The organism is Kitasatospora sp. NPDC032757 (assembly GCF_055579305.1).
On the sequence record NZ_JBVINN010000004.1, the window covers coordinates 244,939 to 263,005 of the forward strand.

The window sequence follows — 18,067 nt, forward strand, 5'->3', positions numbered from 1 at the left end:
ACCCACGGCGCCGGGGCGCAGCACCGCCCCGGCGCCCTCTGGCGCACCGAGCCCCGGTACCTGCCGTACCGGGCGCGATGTCCCGAAGCTGAGGAGCAGTACCTGATGAGCGCGGACGGCCGTTGGATCCGGCCCGAATCCACCCGGCGGCCCGTACTCAAGCCCGCCGGTGCCGTCCCGCCCGGTGGCGTCGGCACGGCCGGTCCCGGTGAACCCCCGGCGGGCTCCCAGGACGGGCCGTCGTCGCGCGGGCGCCGGAGACGTACGGCGGAGCCGGTGGCCCGGATGCCCCGGCCCGGGCTCCGGACGGACCTGCTGCCGCTGTTCGCCGTCCTGCTGGTCCAGGGCGCGCTCTCGTTCCACCTCCTCCTGAGCAACACGGCCTTCGTGGACGAGGGCACCTACATCTACGCGGGCTACCAGGAGATCGCCAACCTGGCGCACGGCACCCCGGTCGCGACGTACGAGACCTTCTTCTCCGGCTCCCCGCTGATCTACCCGGTGGTCGTGGCGGTGGCCGACATGCTCGGCGGCCTGACCACCGCGCGGCTGCTGAGCATGGCCTTCATGCTCTCCGCCACCGTGGCCGTCCACCTGGCCACCCGGCGGCTGCACGGCTCGCTCGCGGCGTTCTGTGCGGCGGCGGCCTTCGCCGCGCTCGGACCGACCCAGTTCCTGGGCGGGCTGGCCACCTACGACTCGATGGCGTTGGCGCTGCTCGCCTGGGCCGGCTACCTCGCGGTGCGGCTGACCACCGGCGGCGGCTACCCGAGCATGCTCCTGGCCGCCCTGCTGCTGGCGCTGGCCGGCTGCACCAAGTACGCCGCGCTGCTCTGGGTCCCGGTCGTCTGCGGCGTCGCGGTCTTCGCCGGCTCCGGCGGCGCCCCCGGCGCGTGGGTGCGGTGGAAGCGCGGGCTGCAGCTCCTCCTCGCCTTCGTGGCGGCGGTGGCCGTGGCGGCGCTGGTGGCGGGGAAGCGCTACATCGACGGCTTCAACCACACCACCCTCAAGCGCGCCCCCGGGCACGACGCCTACTCCTACGTGGCCGAGGAGGCCGCCAAGTGGGTGGGTGCCCTGCTGCTGCTGGCCCTGGTGGGCGTGGTGGTGCAGCTGGTGGCGGCGCGCAGGCGCGGCGGGAGCGCGTGGTCCGAGGCCTGCCTCGCCGCCGTGCTGCTGGTCGCGGGGATGCTCGCGCCGGCGAACCAGATCCGCATCCACACCTGGCTCTCCCTGCAGAAGCACGTCGACTTCGGTGCCTGGTTCGCCTGCATCGTGGTGGGCGCCCTGCTGGCCCGGGTCGTCGTCGCGCTGAAGGACCGGGTGCACGTCACGGCCGGGGTGGTGGTCGCCGCCCTGGTGGTCGGCCCGCTCGGCTGGGTGGGGGCGGCCCAGGGCCGGGAGATGTTCGGCGAGTGGTCCGACACCGAGGACTTCGTGGCCGCGCTGAGGCCGTACGTCGTCAAGGGCGACGACCGGTACCTGGTCGAGAACTACAACGTGCCCGCGTACTACCTGCGCGAGTCGAGCAACTGGCAGCAGTGGCACGACCTGGTGGCGGTCTACCGCCGGGACCCGGACACCGGCAAGCAGCAGGTCGGGGTGCCCGCCATCCAGGCCGGCATCGAGGCGCACGAGTGGAAGGTGGTGGTGCTGGACTTCACCCAGACCGGCGCCACCGACAGGGCGATCCAGCCGACGCTCAAGAGCGCCGGGTACCGCGTGGCCACCGTGGTCAAGAGCGGCGAGCACGGCCGGTACACCATCTACGTGGCGCCGGGCTACGACAAGAAGTGACCGGCCCCGGCGGTGATCCGCCGCCGGGGGCCCGCCGTCAGAACGTCATCGCGTAGACCAGCAGCGGGACACCGGGGCGCACCTCCCAGTCGCGCTCCGGCGTCCGCCGGAAGCCCAGCCGTTCGTAGAGCCGGTGGGCGGAGGTCATCGACGGCCGGGTGGAGAACGCCATCCCGTCCAGGCCCAGCTCCCGGCTGCGCGCGATCGAGGCCCGGACCAGCGCCTCGCCCACGCCCCGGCCCCGGGCCGCGCCGCCGACCGCGAGCATCCGGATCTCGCCCTCGTGCGGCCGCGCTATGTCGGCGTAGGCCGTGCCGCCGACCGCGAAGGTCACGCAGCCGAGCAGCTCCCCACCGGCCGGGTCGACCGCGACGAGGAGTTCGGCCTGCTCGAAACGGGGGCGGGCGTCGAGGAGTTGGGCCGCGTAGGGGCCGTCGGCGGGGCTGTGGCCGTCGCCGACGAAGGCCTCGTGGGTGACGGCTCCGACTGCGGTGAGGTCGGCCTCGACGGCCCGGCGGATGACGATGTCCATGCGGTCAGTGTGCCGCAGGCGGTGTCGGCGGCCGGGGCGGGGGCCGAGGTGGGGGCCGTGGCCGGTGCGGCCGTGGCCGGGTCGGCGGACGGCCGGAGCGAGGCGGCCGGCATGGTGCCGTGGAGCCGGTCGGGCAGGGCGGGGTCGACGGGGTAGCCGCCGGGCCGGTGCCAGTTGTCGCGGCCGTTGGCGGCACCCCGGGCCACGTCGCGCCCGATCAGGGTGCCGAGCAGTCCGAAGCCGCCGACGGCCCCGGCCAGGGCGAGTGCGCTTGCGAGAGTGTCGGAGTCCATGGCTCCACTCTCGCCGCGCCGCCGGGCGGCCACGAGTGGCAGCAATGCCCGATTGCATCGAAATACTGCCACCGCGGGCCTTCCCTCCGGGCCGCTCGCGGGGGCATCCTGGTCGGCATGCTCAAGAACGTGGTCGCGGTGGTGCTGGAGGAGGTCCATCCCTTCGAACTCGGGGTGGCCTGCGAGGTGTTCGGCCTGGACCGGACCGCAGACGGCCTGCCCGGCTACGACTTCGCCCTCGCCGGTGCCCGCCCCGGCCCGCACCGCACGCACGCCGGCTTCACCGTCGACGTCCCGTACGGCCCGGAGCGCCTCGCCGAGGCCGACCTGGTGCTGGTCACGGCCGTCGGGGTGCACCAGGACTACCCGGCGCCGCTGCTGGACGCGGTGCGGGCGGCCGTGGACGGCGGCGCCCGGGCGCTCTCCATCTGCAGCGGCGCCTTCGTGCTCGGCGCCGCCGGGCTGCTGGACGGCCGCCGCTCCACCACGCACTGGCGCTACACCGACGAGCTGGCCGCGCGCTTCCCGCGGACCACCGTCGAGCCGGACGTGCTCTACGTGGACGACGACCCGGTGATCACCTCGGCCGGCACGGCGGCCGGCATCGACGCCTGCCTGCACCTGGTGCGCAAGGTGCAGGGCGTGGAGGCGGCCCGGGGGATCGCCCGCCGGATGGTGGTGGCCCCGCACCGGGAGGGCGGGCAGGCGCAGTTCGTCGCCCGCCCGCTGCCGGAGGGGGACGGAGAGTCGCTCGCCCCGCTGCTGGACTGGATGCGCCACCACCTGGACCAGGAGTCCACCGTCGAGCAGTTGGCGGCCCGGGCCCACATGTCGCCGCGCACCTTCGCCCGCCGGTTCCAGCAGGAGACCGGCACGACGCCGCACCGCTGGCTGGTCGGGCAGCGGCTGCTGCTCGCCCAGCGGCTGCTGGAGTCCACCACCGAGCCGGTGGACGCGATCGCCGCCCGCTGCGGCTTCGGCAACGCGGCGACGCTGCGGCACCACTTCGGCCGCCGGCTGGGGACGACCCCGATGGCCTACCGCCGCTGCTTCGCCGAGCCGCTCGCGAGCTGACGGGCGGCGGGCGCCCGGTCGTCAGCCGGTGGTCAGGTGCCCGGTCTCGTTCCAGTGCGCCGGGCGCAGCCGCCCGCCCTCGGCGCGCCAGAGGCTGGTGGAGCAGTTGCGCACCGGCTCCAGCGCGGTCAGCTGCGCCTCGGTGAGCCGGTCCAGCGCGTAGCGGAGCATCAGCACCGTGCAGTCGTGCGCGACGACCAGGACGGGCCGGCCGGCCTCGTCGGCGCAGAGGTCGCGGAGCAGGCTGCGCACCCGCAGCGCCACGTCCGCCCAGGACTCGCCACCGGGCGGGCGGTAGTACAGCTCGCCCATCTTGCGCCGTCTGGCGGCCTCCTCCGGGTGTTTGGCCTCGATCGCGGCCCGGGGCAGCATCTCCAGGACGCCCAGTTCGCGGTCGCGCAGCCGTTCGTCGTACCGGACGGCCAGCGAGACCGGTACGGCGCCGAGTCCGGCGGCCTGGGCGAGCGCGATCCGGGCGGTCTCGGCGGTGCGCACGTAGGGCGAGCACCAGACGCTGCGCGGCCGGTCGGTGCTGGGCAGGCCGGCCCACCAGCGGCCGAGGGTCTGGGCCTGCTGCTGGCCGTGCATCGAGAGCGGGATGTCGGCGTCCCGGCAGCTGATCGGAACGCTCAGCGCACCGGCCGCCTCGGCCAGCTGGAACTCCACGTTGGCGGTGGACTCGCCGTGCCGGGTGGCGATCAGTACGGACGGCAGCCGGGTGGCCGGCGCTGCGGTCGTGGGCGGTGCGGTCGTGGGCGGGGCGCCGAGCGCCGTGCCGGGCGCGTGGACGGACTGGTGCTGGCCGTTGAGTGTGGTGCCGAGTTCTGCCATCGCGACTGCTCCCCGTGGGTCGATCCGTGGGTCGGTCGGTGCCGGCCGGCTGCCGGTCCGGTCCGGTGGTTCCCTGCACGTGCGGCCGTTCATACATATGATCGCGCCGCCTCCTCCAGTGTTCACGGAGGAGACGGCGCGATCACAGGGCGCGCGACGGGGCAATCAGTGCGCTGCCACGGGCTCCGGCGCGTTCTTCAGCTCTTCGTCGCCGGTTTCGGCGCTGTAGTCGCCGGGCCGGGTCTCGTCCGGGCTCTCCGGCGCCTTGATCGCCTTCAGCGCGAGCGTGAGCACCACCGAGACCACCAGGTTGAGCACGAAGGCGGTCAGGCCGATGTAGCCCAGCTCGCCGATGCCAGGGATCTCGGCCGCGTTGCCGCCGAAGTGCTTGGTGGCCTTGCTGGGGATGTCGTACGCCTCCCAGGTGCCGTAGATCATGCCGACCGCCCAGCCGGCGAACAGCGCCCAGTGGTGGAACCAGCGGGTGAACAGGCCGCCGACGATGGAGACGAAGGTCTGCAGGATCCAGAGGCCGCCGAGCAGCTGGAGGTTGATCGCCGCCTGCTTGTCCATGGTGAGCACGAAGACCAGGGCGCCGACCTTCACCAGCAGCGAGGCGAGCTTGGCGACCCTGGTCTCGTCCGCCGGGGTGGCGGACGGCTTCAGGAACTCCTTGTAGACGTTGCGGGTGAACAGGTTGGCCGCCGCGATCGACATGATGGCGGCCGGCACCAGCGCGCCGATCCCGATCGCCGCGAAGGCCACGCCGGTGAACCAGTCCGGGAACATGTTCTCGAACAGCTGCGGCACCGAGAGCTGGGTGTTGAACTTGCTGTCGCCCTTGCCGATGCCGGCCGCGATCGCCATGAAGCCGAGCAGTGCCAGCAGGCCCAGCATCAGCGAGTACGCGGGCATGATCGCCATGTTGCGGCGCACCGTGTTGCGGGACTTCGAGGCCAGCACGCCGGTCACCGAATGCGGGTACATGAACAGCGCCATCGCCGAGCCGAGCGCCAGCGTGGCGTACGTCCACTGCTTGTTCTCCGGCACGGTCAGCGAGCCGGCCGCCTTGGGCGCGCTGAACTTCTCGCCGACCGCGTCGAAGATGTGCCCGTAGCCGCCGAGCCGCATCGGGATGTAGATCACCGCGACGATGATCACGATGTAGATCAGGGTGTCCTTGACGAACGCGATCAGCGCCGGGGCCCGCAGGCCGGACGAGTACGTGTACGCGGCCAGCACGCCGAAGGCGATGAACAGCGGCAGGTCCTTGACGAACCAGTTGGCGTTCTCGCCGCCGCCGACGCCCAGCACGTCCAGCACCGCCTGGATGCCGACCAGCTGCAGCGCGATGTACGGCATGGTGGCCAGGATGCCGGTCAGCGCGACCACCAGCGCGAGCGGCTTGGAGCCGTACCGCCCGCGCACGAAGTCGGCCGGGGTGACGTACCCGTGCACCCGGGAGACCGACCAGAGCCGGGGCAGGAAGAGGAAGACCAGCGGGTACGCGATGATCGTGTACGGCACCGCGAAGAACCCGGCCGCGCCGGTCGCGTACACGGCGGCCGGGACGGCCACGAAGGTGTACGCCGTGTAGAGGTCGCCGCCGAGCAGGAACCAGGTGATCCAGGTCCCGAAGCTGCGGCCGCCGAGGCCCCACTCGTCCAGGTGCTGGGCGTCGTCGGCCCGGCGCCACCGCGAGGCGAGGAAGCCCATCACGGTGACCAGGACGAAGAAGAGCACGAACACCGCCAGGGCCGGCACGTTGACGCCGTTCATCGCGCGCCACCCGCCTTCCGGACGGCCTTGCGGGCCTTCTCGTCCCGGTTGATCAGCAGGTACGCGGCCACCGTGAAGACGGCCGAGACCGGCACCCAGAGCAGCTGGTACCAGTAGAAGAACGGCACCCCGCCGGCCTCGGGGCCGGTCTTGTCGTAGGAGGACACCCAGAGCATCGCGACGATCGGCACGAGCAGGGCGAGCCCGGCCAGCACCCGCTCCGGCGTCACGGCCGGAACGGCCCCGGGATCCGGTGGCTCGGGCATGACAGGTTCGGTGGCGTCGAGGTCTGACGACATGGTTCGGCTCCGCTCCGGAGGAGGGTCACCCGGTCGGCGCCGCAGCCCCACGAGGCCGCACGATCCCCCCGAGGCCCGCCGAGCAGCACCACTGGTGATCGGCAGTCAATACGGCTGCGAAATCTAGAGCATGGCGTGATCTGTGTCACCAGGAACGACCGAACTTTCCGCTATCCGGACGCTTTGCGCGCGCCCGCGCGTACGCCGGAGCGCCGTACACGGCCTGCGCGCCGCCTTGACAGTCCGCGCGCCGGTGCACGCTGCACCGCCCGCGGCCGCCCAACGCAACGGGCACCGGCGTACGCACGTGCGTACGCCGGTGCCCGGATGCCGGCAGGGGAGTGGCCGCCCTACTCGGGGCGCTTGAGCCGGGTGATGAACTTGTAGCGGTCGCCACGGTAGATGGACCGGACCCACTCGACCGGGTTGCCGTCGGCGTCGAAGGAGTGCCGGGCGAGCTGGAGCATCGGCAGCCCGAGGTCGGAGCCCAGCAGGCCGGCCTCGCGCGGGGTCGCGAGGGTGGTCTCGATGGTCTCCTCGGCCTCGGCCACCGTGACGCCGTAGACCTCGCGCAGGGCCGTGTACAGGGAGTTGTGCTTGGCCAGGTTGCGGCGCAGCGCGGGGAAGCGCTTGGCGGAGAGGTGGGCGACCTCGATGGCCATCGGGTCGCCGTTGGCCAGCCGGAGGCGCTCGATCCGCAGCACCCGGCCGCCGGGCTTGATGTCCAGCAGCGGGGCGAGCCGGTCGTCGGCGGTGATGTAGCCGATCTCGATCAGCCGGGAGGTGGGCTCCAGGCCCTGGGCGCGCATGTCCTCGGTGTAGGAGGTCAGCTGGAGCGCCTGGGCGACCTTGGGCTTGGCGACGAAGGTGCCCTTGCCCTGGATGCGCTCCAGCCGCCCCTCGACCACCAGCTCCTGGAGCGCCTGGCGGACGGTGGTGCGCGAGGTGTCGAACTGGGCGGCGAGTGCCCTCTCGGGCGGGACGGGCGTCCCGGCGGGCTGGGTCTCGGTGAGCTGCAGCAGGTGGCGCTTGAGGCCGTAGTACTTGGGCACCCGCGCGGTCGGGTCTGCGCCGGCCTGCGTCGGGAGGTTCTTCACCTGGGGGTCGTTGACCTGGGCCGTGCTGCCCCCGTCGCTGCTCATCGGACCTGTCTCCCGCTTCTCGCGCGGCCCTTGAGGGTCGCGCCACATCGTTAACAGCTCACATCGTTGCATGTATGGCTACGGAACGAATACCTCATCACGCGATGAACGATGTGCGGTGTCGGCTTGATAACGGGTGGTCCCGATCGCCTGAACAGCCGTTGACAGGCCCATTGGTCTAGGCCAAGCTCCAGGCATCTGGTCTACACCACTAGGCCGGTCACTATGAATCCCCCCACCCGTCCGATGGGGTCCGCGGCACCATTCCTCCCGCTTTACGTGGGTCTGTCGCTGTCACCCGACGGGGGTAACCCAGGCATCCCTCAGGAGGATGGCGTGAAGCGTCAGGTCATCGCGGCGGTCGGCGTCGCAGCAATGGTCGTCGGTGTGGCGGCTTGTGGTTCGGACGCCAAGTCGAGCGACGAGGGCAAGGGCGGTTCGTCCTCGTCCGCCGCCAAGAACTACGGCGGCAAGACCCTGACCGTGTGGCTGATGGACGGCTCCGCCCCGAAGGGCTGGACGGACTCGGTCAAGGCCGACTTCGAGACCGCCTACCCGGGCTCCAAGGTCGACTTCCAGATCCAGAAGTGGAACGGCATCGGCGCGAAGGTCACCACCGCGCTGTCCGAGGGCTCGGTCGACGTCCTCGAGGTCGGCAACACCCAGACCGCGGGCTACGCGGCCACCGGTGGTCTGCTCGACATCACCAAGGACAAGGCCGCCCTGGGCGGTGCCGACTGGGCCGCCAACCAGAACGAGGCCGCGATCCTGGACGGCAAGCAGTACGCCGCCCCGTGGTGGGTCAGCAACCGCGTCGTCGCCTACAACAAGGACCTCTGGGCGAAGGCCGGCCTGAGCGCCGCGCCGAAGACCCTGGACGAGTTCTACGCCGACCTGGACAAGCTGAAGGCGACCGCGGGCGTCACCGACCCGATCTACATGCCCGGCCAGGAGTGGTACGTCTACTTCGGTCTGCTGACCAGCGAGGGCGGCAAGATCGCCAAGAAGGACGGCGACAAGTGGGCCGGCGGCCTGTCCTCCCCCGAGGCGCAGAAGGCCTTCGACACCTACAAGAAGCTGCAGGGCTACTCCGCCACCGGTCCGAAGGACAAGGACGAGGCCACCCCGCAGCAGAAGGACGTCTTCGGCAAGGGTGACGTCGGCACCATGATCGGCCTCGGCTGGGAGCTGCCGGACGAGAAGACCATGGCCAAGGACAAGATCGGCTTCTTCCCGCTCCCGGGCAAGACCGCCGACAAGCCGTCCGGCGTCTTCCTCGGCGGTTCCAACCTGGCCATCGCCCAGGCCAGCAAGAACTCCGACATGGCCAAGGACTTCCTGAAGATCGCCCTCAACGACAAGAACGAGGGCCTGGTCGCCGCCGCGGGCAACATCCCGAACAAGGCCTCGCTGAACGGCCAGGTCGCCGGCGACTTCGCCAAGGCCGCCCAGCCGGCCGCCGCCGTCGGCGCGATCACCCCGAACACGCCGACCTGGGCCAACGTGGAGAACGAGCCGAACCCGATCAAGGAGTTCCTGACCGGAGCCCTGTCGGGTGACTACGCGGCCGCTGCCAAGAAGGCCGACGACGAGATCGCGAAGCGTCTCAACCAGAAGCAGTAGGCAGTCGAGCGGCGTCGCTCACCGACTCCCGGCGGGGAGCCGGTGGGCGACGCCTATCCGTCGTCGGTCAGGTTGTCAGGAAGAGAGAACGATGGCTGTGCATTCGGAGCGGGTGCAGACACAGTCCCCGGAGTCAGGGAAGGCCGCCGTGGCCATTACCGAGGAGATCGCCGGCCGCGGTGCCGGGAGCGCCCCGAAGAAGAGCGGCAGACCGGCGAAGGCGCTGGACAAGGCCGCCCTCACGCCGTACCTGCTGCTGCTGCCGGCCATCGCGGCGACTCTGGTCCTGCTGGGCTGGCCGTTGCTCAAGACGGTGGTGGTGTCGTTCCAGAACCTCAACAGGCGTCAGCTGATCCAGCACCTGACCGAATGGAACGGCTTCGAGAACTACACCGACCAGCTCACCAACTCGGAGTTCTGGTCGATCACCGGCCGCACGGTGATCTTCACCGTCGTCAACGTGGTCCTGATCATGGTGTGCGGCACCCTGGTCGGCCTGCTGCTCGACCGCCTCGGCAAGAAGATGCGGCTGGCGCTGTCGATCGCGCTCATCCTGGCCTGGGCGATGCCGGTGGTCGCCGCGACCACGGTCTACCAGTGGCTGTTCGACCAGAACTTCGGTGTCGTCAACTGGTTCCTGGACAAGCTGGGCTGGCACTCGATGGCCCACTTCAACTGGACCAGCGGCCAGTACTCGACCTTCTTCGTGATCATCCTGCTGATCGTCTGGCAGTCGGTCCCGTTCGTGGCCTTCAACATGTACGCGGGCCTGACCACCATTCCCAAGGAGCTCTACGAGGCCGCCCGGATGGACGGCGCCGCGGCCTTCAAGATCTTCGGCTCCGTGACCTTCCCGATCATGAAGCCGTTCTTCCTGGCCACGACCTTCCTCGAGGTCATCTGGGTCTTCAAGGCCTTCACCCAGGTCTACCTGATCAACAAGGGCGGCCCGGACGGACTCACCCGGACCCTCCCGGTCCACGCCTTCCTCGAAGGCTTCGGATCCCAGCGATTCGGCGTCGGCTCCGCCATCGCGGTACTCACCATCCTGATGCTGGGTGCGCTGATGGCGTACTACTTCCGCATCATTCTGAAGCAGGAGGACGAGCTGTGAGGCGCTCGCTCATCGGACGCACCTGGCCGAACGTGATCGCGGTCGTCCTCTTCGTCTTCTTCATCTTCCCCGTCTACTGGATGATCGTCACCGCCTTCAAGCAGAACAACGACATCATCAGCCGGACGCCGGTCTTCCTGCCGCTGAACGCGACCCTCGAACACTTCGACAAGGCCGTCCACGCCCCCAACTTCTGGACGTACGTCGGCAACAGCCTGATCGTGACGGTCGGCGCGGTGCTCGCCTCGCTGGTGATCGCCACCCTGGCCTCCTTCGCGATCGCGCGCATGCGCTTCCGCGGCCGCAAGAGCTTCGTGCTGGTCGTCATGGCCGCGCAGATGGCGCCGTGGGAGGTCATGATCATCTCGGCCTACCTCCTCGTCCGCGACAACGACATGCTGAACAGCCTCGTGCCGCTGACCGCGCTCTACATGATGATGGTGCTGCCCTTCACGATCTGGACGCTGCGCGGCTTCATCGCCGCCGTGCCGAAGGAACTGGAGGAGTCCGCGATGGTGGACGGCTGCACCCGCACCCAGGCCTTCCTGAAGGTGATCTTCCCGCTGCTCGCGCCCGGCCTGATGTCGACCTCGCTGTTCGGCTTCATCACCGCGTGGAACGAGTTCCCGCTGGTGAACATCCTGAACAAGAAGGAGGAGTTCCAGACTCTCCCGCTCTGGCTCTCCTCCTTCCAGACCAACTTCGGCACCGACTGGGGCGCCACCATGGCCGCGTCCACCCTCTTCGCGGTCCCGATCCTGGTCCTGTTCGTCTTCCTCCAGCGCAAGGCCGTCGGCGGCTTGACCGACGGTGCAGTGAAGGGCTGATCCCACGTGAGCATCCTCATCCCCACTCTGCCCGCCAGTGACCAGCTGCACCGCGACGCGCTGACCGTCCTCCAGCCCGGCTTCGTCGGCACCGAGCCGCCGGAGTGGGTCCGCCGCCACCTGGCGGCCGGGCTCGGCTCGGTCGCGCTGTTCGACCGCAACGTCACCGACCTGGACCAGCTCTCCGCGCTCACCAAGGCGCTGCGCGAGGAGAACCCGGACCTCCTGATCGCGATCGACGAGGAGAGCGGCGACGTCACCCGCCTGGAGGCCGGCTCCGGCTCGTCCTGGCCGGGCAACTTCGCGCTCGGCGCGATCGACGACCCGGAGCTGACCCGCGACGTCGCCCGTGAGCTGGGCCGGGCGCTGGCCGCGGCCGGCGTCAACTACAACTGGGCGCCCACCGCGGACGTCAACTCCAACCCCCGCAACCCGGTGATCGGCGTCCGCTCGTTCGGCGCCGACCCGGAGCTCTGCGCCCGGCACACCGCCGCCTGGGTGGAGGGCCTGCAGTCGGCGGGCGTGGCCGCCTGCTCCAAGCACTTCCCCGGGCACGGCGACACGGCCGTCGACTCGCACCACGGCCTGCCGGTGATCGACGTCGACCTGGACGTGCTGCGCGCCCGTGACCTCATCCCGTTCGAGGCCGCGATCGCCGCCGGGACCAAGGCCGTGATGACGGCCCACATCATGATCCCGGCACTCGACCCCAAGCTGCCGGCCACGCTCAGCCCCCGGGTGCTGCGGGACCTGCTGCGCGCCGCCCCGGCCGACGGCGGCCTCGGCTACCAGGGCCTGATCGTCAGCGACGCGATCGAGATGGGCGCCATCGCCGACACCTTCGGCATGGGCGAGGGCACCGTGCTGGCCCTGGCGGCCGGCGCGGACGCGATCTGCGTCGGCGGCGGCCTGGCCGACGAGGAGACCGTGCTGATGCTGCGCGACGCCATCGTGGCGGGCGTGCGGTCCGGCAGGCTGCCCGAGGAGCGGCTGGCCGACGCCGCCGGCCGGGTCCGCGCGCTGGGCAGCTGGGGCAGGATCGCGGCCCAGGGCGAGCGGCTGGAGCCGGACCTCGCGGTCGGCCTGCGGGCCGCCCGCCGCGCGCTGCGGGTGGTCCGGGCGCCGGGCCGCGAGGTGCTGCCGGTGACCGAGCGCCCGTACGTGGCCTCGTTCTCCGACGAGCCCAACATCGCCGTCGGCGACGTGACCCCGTGGGGCGTGGCCGGCATGCTGGCCGACCGTTTCCCCGGCACCCGCACCCGCGAGGTGGGCCCGCAGGACGCCGGCCCGGAGCAGCTGGACGCGATGGTCGCCGGGGTGCTGGCCGACGCCGAGGGCCGCCGGCTGGTGCTGGTGGTCCGGGACGCGCACCGGCACGCGTGGATGGCCGCCGCGCTGTCCCGCCTGGTGGCGGCCCGGCCGGACGCCGCGGTGGTCGAGATGGGCCTGCCGCAGTCCGAGCCGGTCGGCGCGCTGCACATCGCCACCCACGGTGCCGCCCGCGTCTGCGGTCTGGCGGCCGTGGAGGTGCTCACCGGGCAGTCGGGAGCGATCGGCTGACGTTCTGTCGGACCGTGACCCAGGGTGCCGGGAAGGCATCCCCGAGCGGGCCCGTCATGCGCATGTCGCATGACGGGCCCGCTCCGTTTTTCCCGCGTTGACCTGCGGATTCGTCGGGTGTCGGTGTTCCCTCAAATCGGTCTTAAGCCAGCCTTAAGTTCCACTGAGGGTGATGGGGCTACGACTGATCGCCACGCGGTACAACGGGTCTGCAACGTCCTTTGCGGCCCGGCCATTTGGCGTTGACACCGCCAGTGGTCTAGGCCAGGCTCCACCCATCCGGTTCGAACTTCAGCCTCACCGGATGTGGTATCGGCCCTTCCCGAAGCACATCGCCGCCCCTCCCCGGAGACCGCTCTCCGACGGGTGCCAGCGCTGCCGGCGGGCACTCAGGCTCTAACACCCTCGGAGGATGGCGTGAAGCAGCGTCAGTTCATCGCGACGTTCGGGATCATGGCGTTGGCCGTCGGATTGACGGCCTGTTCTTCGGGCGGCTCGCCGTCGGGGGACGCCAGGAGCGGCACGGCGGACCCGAAGTCGGCGACCGGGACGGTCACGGTCTGGCTGATGGAGGACGCCCAGAAGAACTGGCCGGACCTCGTCCAGCGGGTCAACGACGAGTTCGCCGCCAAGTACCCGAACGTCACCCTGAGGCTCGCCTACCAGGGCTGGGCCGACAAGGTCACCAAGCTGGACAAGGCGATCGCCGAGGGCACCGCCCCGGACGTGGTGGAGCTCGGCAACACCGAGACCATGAAGTACGTGCTGTCCGGCGCGCTCGCCCCGGTGGAGCGGAGCAGCTTCGAGAACTCCGACGCCTGGATCAAGGCGCTCGCCAACACCTGCACCTACCAGGACAAGCTCTGGTGCGTGCCGTACTACGCGGGCGCCCGGGTCGCCATCTACAACTCGGCGGCGTTCCAGACGGCCACCGGCAGCGCGGACTTCCCCAGGACCGAGGACGAGCTGCGGGCGGCGCTGGACAAGCTGGCAGACAGGAACAAGTCCGACCGGACGTACTCGGCGCTCTACCTGCCCGGCCCGTTCTGGTACGCCGCGATGAGCTACGTCTCCGCGTACGGCGGCGCCATCGCCCGCTTCGACAGCAGCGGCAACTGGCACGGCACGCTCAGCGACCCCAAGTCCGTGCAGGGGCTCAACCACTTCGTCGACCTGGTGCGCAAGTACAACAAGGGCGACCTCGCGGTGAACGAGCTGAACCAGTACGAGGCGATGGCCCGCGGGCACGCGGGCGCCTTCTACGGCAACGGCTACGAGGCGGCCAGCGTGACCGCACCGGTCACCGGCGACCCGAACCTCAAGGACGCCGTCAAGGTCGCCACCATGCCCGGCCCGGGCGGCAAGCCGCTGCCGACCTTCATCGGCGGCTCGGACCTCGCCGTCACCGCCAAGTCGCAGGTGGCCCCGCTGGCCGCCGACTGGATCCGGATGTTCACCAGTGGCAAGTCCGAGCAGGCGCTGGCCGACAAGGACATCCTGCCGAACAACCTGACCCAGCTGAACCCGCTGAAGGGCAAGCCGGCCACGGCCGCCGCGGCCAACGCGGTGCCGGACGCCTGGTTCACCCCGCTGGCGCCGGGCTGGGGCGCGATCGAGAAGCAGAAGATCCTGCCGGACATGCTCACCGCGATCCTCAAGAACAACAAGCCCGTGGACCAGGCCGCCAAGGAGGCGGACGCCGCGATCGACCAGCTGATCAACAAGCAGGGCTGATCCGGGGCCGGCCGGTCCGCCGGCCGGCGAGGGCCTGAAACCGCCGCGGCGGGAGGGGCTCTCGAATGTGCTCCACGGGGATGGCCCCGTAGGATTGCCGCAGGAATCACCGCAGCGAGTGTGCGGACTCGCCGCCGTAGAGGTCCCCGCCGGGCATCCCCGCCCGCGTGGGGTGGAACCATCTCATCGGAGGCACATCCAGATGTCCGACACGCAGACTGTCCCCGTCCCCGGCCGGATCATGGCGGCGGAGATGGCCGAGCAGCCGGCCGTCCTCCAGCGCATCCTCGACGAGGGTGCCCCGAAGATCTTCGAGATCGCGGCCGGGATCGCCGCCCGCAACCCGCGCTTCGTCCTGCTCACCGCGCGCGGTACGTCCGACAACGCGGCGCTCTACGCCAAGTACCTGATCGAGATCCTGCTCGGCAAGCCGGCCGGCCTGACCTCGATGTCGACCACCACCGCGTACGGCGCCAAGCCGGACCTCACCGACGTGCTGGTGATCACCGTCAGCCAGTCCGGCGGCTCGCCGGACCTCGTGGCCTCCACCAAGGCCGCCCGCGAGGCCGGTGCGATCACCCTGGCGGTCACCAACAACGCCGCCTCGCCGCTGGCCGAGGTCTCCGAGTTCCACATCGACGTGCTGGCCGGCCCGGAGAAGGCGCTGCCCGCCACCAAGACGTACACCGCCGAGCTGCTGGCGCTCTACCTGCTGGTGGAGGGTCTGCGCGGGGGCGACGGCGCGGCCGCCAAGGAGCTGCCGTCGCTGGCCGCCGGCATCCTGGCCCGCCAGGCCGAGGTGAAGGCCCTGGCCGAGCGTTACCGCTTCGCCCAGCGCCTGGTCATCACCTCGCGGGGCTACGGCTACCCGACCGCCCGCGAGGCGGCGCTGAAGCTCATGGAGACCACCTACATCCCGGCCTCCCCGTTCTCCGGCGCCGACCTCCTGCACGGCCCGCTGGCCATGGTGGACAACGTCTCCCCGGTCATCGCGATCGTCCCGGAGGGCAAGGGCGGCGAGGCCCTGCAGCCGGTGCTGGACCGCCTGCGCGGCCGCGGTGCGGACCTGGTGGTCATCGGCCAGCAGGCGCAGGTGGACGCCGCCTCGGCGGGCTTCGCGCTGCCGGCCGGCGTACCCGAGGAGGTCCAGACCATTCTGGAGATCCTGCCGCTGCAGCAGCTGGCCTACGAGGTCACCATCGCCCGCGGCCAGGACCCCGACGCCCCGCGCGCCCTGGCGAAGGTCACCGAGACCCACTGACGGCCGCGGTCGGCCCGCCGACGCCGCCCGTACGACGCCGAACCCCCCGTCCACAGGCTGTGGACGGGGGGTTCGGCGTTGTGAGCGGCGGAGAAGGGTCCCGGTGCACCGGCATCCGGCGGCGTCCTGCGTCCGGGGCCGGAAAGCACTACGGGCCACGGCGCCGACACGGGACCCTCAACCCATGCGGCACCGCAGCCCGGAGCTGTCGTCGGGCGCCGTGGACGAGCGAGAACTGTGCGGGGTCCTCGCTCGGCGGCGTCCGACCGAGGAGCGGCCTCGCGCGGGTCAGGGCAGTTGCGCGGGGGGCCTCTCCTTGGTGCCCTTTCATTGTGGACTAGACCAATCTGGGTTGTCCAGAGGACTCCGAAAATTGGTCTGGACAACTTGGGTGGGAGGCGCAGCCGGCACGCGGGGGCGGTCCGGACGGCCGGTGCCGGCGGGCGGCCCGGCGGGTGCGGCAGGCCCGGGCACCGGGCCTGGAGCTACCCTCGCCATGTGCCCTCGCTGAACGAACTCGTCCGCCGCCACACCACCCTGACCGGTGCCGATGTGGAGTGGCTCCACATGCTGGTCTCGGAGTGGCAGCTGCTCTCCGACCTCTCCTTCGCCGACCTGGTCCTCTGGATCCCCACCTGGGACGGCATCCGGTACGTCTCGGTGGCCCAGATGCGGCCCAACACCGGCCCCACCTCCTACCAGGACGACATGGTCGGCCACCTCGTCCCGCGCGGGCGCCGCCCCCTGCTGGACGCCGCCTTCGACGAGGGCCGGATCGTGCGCGAGGGCGACCCGGAGTGGCGCGAGGAGGTGCCGGTCAGGGTCGAGTCGATCCCGGTGCGCCGCGAGGGCAAGGTGCTCGGCGTGATCGCCCGCAACACCAACCTGCTGACCGTCCGCACCCCCAGCCGGCTCGAACTCACCTACCTGCAGAGCGCCTCCGACCTGGCCCAGATGATCGCCGCCGGCACCTTCCCGTACCCCGGCGTCGAGCAGACCGACATGGACGCCGCACCCCGGGTCGGCGACGGCCTGATCCGGGTGGACGCCGACGGCATCGTCACCTACGCCAGCCCCAACGCGCTCTCCGCCTACCACCGCCTCGGCCTCACCACCGACCTGGTCGGCAGCCACCTCGGCCGCGCCACCGCCGAGCTCGTCCCGCCCTCGCGCGCGGCCGTGCACGAGGCGCTGGTGAAGCTGGCGAGCGGCTGGGCACCCCGGCAGACCGAGGTCGAGGTGCAGGGCGGGGTGGTGACCCTGCGGGCCATCCCGCTCAAGCCCAAGGGCACGCTGACCGGCTCCCTGGTGCTCTGCCGGGACGTCACCGAGCTGCGCCGGCGCGACCGCGAGCTGATGACCAAGGACGCCACCATCCGGGAGATCCACCACCGGGTGAAGAACAACCTGCAGACGGTGGCCGCGCTGCTGCGGCTGCAGTCCCGCCGGATGGACTCGGACGCCGGCCGCGCCGCGCTGGACGAGGCGGTCCGCCGGGTCGGTTCGATCGCGATCGTGCACGAGACGCTCTCGCAGGCGCTCGACGAGAAGGTCACCTTCGACGAGATCGCCGACCGGGTGCTGGCGATGGTGATGGAGCTGTCCCAGGACGGCCGGGTGGCGACCCGCCGCACCGGAAGCTTCGGCATCCTCTCCGCCGAGGTGGCCACCCCGCTGGCGATGGTGCTGACCGAGCTGCTGCAGAACGCCCTGGAGCACGCCTTCGGCCCGTCCGCCTCCGGGAACCTGGAGGTCTCCGCGCTGCGCGGCCGGGCGCCGGCCACCGGCATGGGCTGGTCGGACAGCTGGAACGGCGGGGCCAGGCCCGAGGAGTACCTGCTGATCACCGTGCAGGACGACGGGAAGGGCATGCCGGAGGGCTTCGACCCGCAGCAGGCGGGCAACCTCGGGCTGCAGATCGTCCGGACGCTCGCCACCGGCGAGCTGGGCGGCACCTTCGACATGGTGGCGGGACCGGACGGCGGCACCAAGGTGGTCCTGGAGATCCCGGTCCGCTGAGGTGCGTCGAGGTGCGCGGGGGGCGTGCGTCCGGTGGAAGCGCCGGTCCCGCACCCTCGCACGACCGTCATGAACGGGCCGGGAAACAGAAACGAGGCCCTGTCGACCGGGGGGGGTGGGTCGACAGGGCCTCTCAACCCGTTCCGGCCGTCGGGGGGAGTCGGCCGGAACGGGGGCTCTGGGTG

Annotated in this window: 14 protein-coding genes; 9 read left to right on the plus strand and 5 right to left on the minus strand. The window is 71.2% G+C overall.

Annotated features, from left to right (window positions below; genetic code table 11):
• Positions 1–276: 276 nt before the first annotated feature.
• Positions 277–1,794 (plus strand): hypothetical protein, encoded by a 1,518-nt coding sequence (locus tag ACZ5WK_RS08770; RefSeq protein WP_465546317.1) that lies wholly within the window; start codon positions 277–279, stop codon positions 1,792–1,794.
• Positions 1,795–1,831: 37 nt separating this feature from the next.
• Here the strand turns inward: ACZ5WK_RS08770 and ACZ5WK_RS08775 are convergent, their stop codons facing one another.
• On the minus strand, positions 1,832–2,326 hold the full coding sequence (locus ACZ5WK_RS08775) for a GNAT family N-acetyltransferase (RefSeq protein ID WP_465546319.1): 495 nt from the start codon (positions 2,324–2,326) through the stop codon (positions 1,832–1,834).
• 410 nt (positions 2,327–2,736) lie between these two features.
• Here ACZ5WK_RS08775 and ACZ5WK_RS08780 point away from each other — a divergent pair, with 410 nt between their 5' ends.
• Positions 2,737–3,693: a helix-turn-helix domain-containing protein gene (locus tag ACZ5WK_RS08780; RefSeq protein ID WP_396320770.1), complete on the plus strand. Its 957-nt coding sequence runs from the start codon at positions 2,737–2,739 to the stop codon at positions 3,691–3,693.
• 21 nt (positions 3,694–3,714) lie between these two features.
• Here ACZ5WK_RS08780 and ACZ5WK_RS08785 read toward each other — a convergent pair whose 3' ends face one another.
• From ACZ5WK_RS08785 to ACZ5WK_RS08800, 4 genes are all read right to left on the minus strand, one after another.
• Positions 3,715–4,524 (minus strand): histidine phosphatase family protein, encoded by an 810-nt coding sequence (locus ACZ5WK_RS08785; RefSeq protein ID WP_465546321.1) that lies wholly within the window; start codon positions 4,522–4,524, stop codon positions 3,715–3,717.
• Positions 4,525–4,689: 165 nt separating this feature from the next.
• Complete coding sequence (gene mctP, locus ACZ5WK_RS08790) at positions 4,690–6,303, minus strand: monocarboxylate uptake permease MctP (RefSeq protein WP_465546323.1); 1,614 nt, start codon at positions 6,301–6,303, stop codon at positions 4,690–4,692.
• Positions 6,300–6,602 carry a DUF3311 domain-containing protein gene (locus tag ACZ5WK_RS08795; protein ID WP_396320773.1) on the minus strand — a complete coding sequence of 101 codons (303 nt, stop codon included), beginning with the start codon at positions 6,600–6,602 and terminating at the stop codon, positions 6,300–6,302. The genes mctP and ACZ5WK_RS08795 overlap by 4 nt, the downstream gene beginning before the upstream one ends.
• A 350-nt stretch (positions 6,603–6,952) precedes the next feature.
• On the minus strand, positions 6,953–7,744 hold the full coding sequence (locus tag ACZ5WK_RS08800) for a GntR family transcriptional regulator (RefSeq protein WP_396320774.1): 792 nt from the start codon (positions 7,742–7,744) through the stop codon (positions 6,953–6,955).
• Between the two features lie 336 nt (positions 7,745–8,080).
• Here ACZ5WK_RS08800 and ACZ5WK_RS08805 point away from each other — a divergent pair, with 336 nt between their 5' ends.
• From ACZ5WK_RS08805 to ACZ5WK_RS08835, 7 genes are all read left to right on the plus strand, one after another.
• Entirely contained in the window at positions 8,081–9,367 is a 1,287-nt protein-coding gene (locus ACZ5WK_RS08805) for an extracellular solute-binding protein (protein ID WP_465546325.1), read from the plus strand.
• Positions 9,368–9,458: 91 nt separating this feature from the next.
• On the plus strand, positions 9,459–10,481 hold the full coding sequence (locus ACZ5WK_RS08810; protein WP_465546327.1) for a carbohydrate ABC transporter permease: 1,023 nt from the start codon (positions 9,459–9,461) through the stop codon (positions 10,479–10,481).
• Entirely contained in the window at positions 10,478–11,308 is an 831-nt protein-coding gene (locus ACZ5WK_RS08815) for a carbohydrate ABC transporter permease (protein ID WP_465546329.1), read from the plus strand. The genes ACZ5WK_RS08810 and ACZ5WK_RS08815 overlap by 4 nt, the downstream gene beginning before the upstream one ends.
• A 6-nt stretch (positions 11,309–11,314) precedes the next feature.
• On the plus strand, positions 11,315–12,868 hold the full coding sequence (locus ACZ5WK_RS08820; RefSeq protein ID WP_465546331.1) for a glycoside hydrolase family 3 protein: 1,554 nt from the start codon (positions 11,315–11,317) through the stop codon (positions 12,866–12,868).
• 453 nt (positions 12,869–13,321) lie between these two features.
• Positions 13,322–14,602 (plus strand): extracellular solute-binding protein, encoded by a 1,281-nt coding sequence (locus ACZ5WK_RS08825; protein ID WP_465546596.1) that lies wholly within the window; start codon positions 13,322–13,324, stop codon positions 14,600–14,602.
• Between the two features lie 202 nt (positions 14,603–14,804).
• The gene (locus ACZ5WK_RS08830) at positions 14,805–15,863 is read left to right on the plus strand and encodes an SIS domain-containing protein (RefSeq protein WP_465546333.1); all 1,059 of its coding nucleotides are present in this window, start codon (positions 14,805–14,807) and stop codon (positions 15,861–15,863) included.
• Positions 15,864–16,361: 498 nt separating this feature from the next.
• A complete protein-coding gene (locus ACZ5WK_RS08835) occupies positions 16,362–17,882 on the plus strand; it encodes a sensor histidine kinase (protein ID WP_465546335.1) in 1,521 nt (506 codons plus the stop codon).
• Positions 17,883–18,067: the final 185 nt, after the last annotated feature.

Bases quoted from the DNA above. Each gene is read 5' to 3' on its own strand.
- mctP (WP_465546323.1), bottom strand. From the start codon at position 6,303: ATGAACGGCGTCAACGTGCCGGCCCTGGCGGTGTTCGTGCTCTTCTTC.
- ACZ5WK_RS08795 (WP_396320773.1), bottom strand. From the start codon at position 6,602: ATGTCGTCAGACCTCGACGCCACCGAACCTGTCATGCCCGAGCCACCG.
- ACZ5WK_RS08775 (WP_465546319.1), bottom strand. From the start codon at position 2,326: ATGGACATCGTCATCCGCCGGGCCGTCGAGGCCGACCTCACCGCAGTC.
- ACZ5WK_RS08780 (WP_396320770.1), top strand. From the start codon at position 2,737: ATGCTCAAGAACGTGGTCGCGGTGGTGCTGGAGGAGGTCCATCCCTTC.
- ACZ5WK_RS08785 (WP_465546321.1), bottom strand. From the start codon at position 4,524: ATGGCAGAACTCGGCACCACACTCAACGGCCAGCACCAGTCCGTCCAC.
- ACZ5WK_RS08800 (WP_396320774.1), bottom strand. From the start codon at position 7,744: ATGAGCAGCGACGGGGGCAGCACGGCCCAGGTCAACGACCCCCAGGTG.
- ACZ5WK_RS08825 (WP_465546596.1), top strand. From the start codon at position 13,322: ATGGCGTTGGCCGTCGGATTGACGGCCTGTTCTTCGGGCGGCTCGCCG.
- ACZ5WK_RS08830 (WP_465546333.1), top strand. From the start codon at position 14,805: ATGTCCGACACGCAGACTGTCCCCGTCCCCGGCCGGATCATGGCGGCG.
- ACZ5WK_RS08810 (WP_465546327.1), top strand. From the start codon at position 9,459: ATGGCTGTGCATTCGGAGCGGGTGCAGACACAGTCCCCGGAGTCAGGG.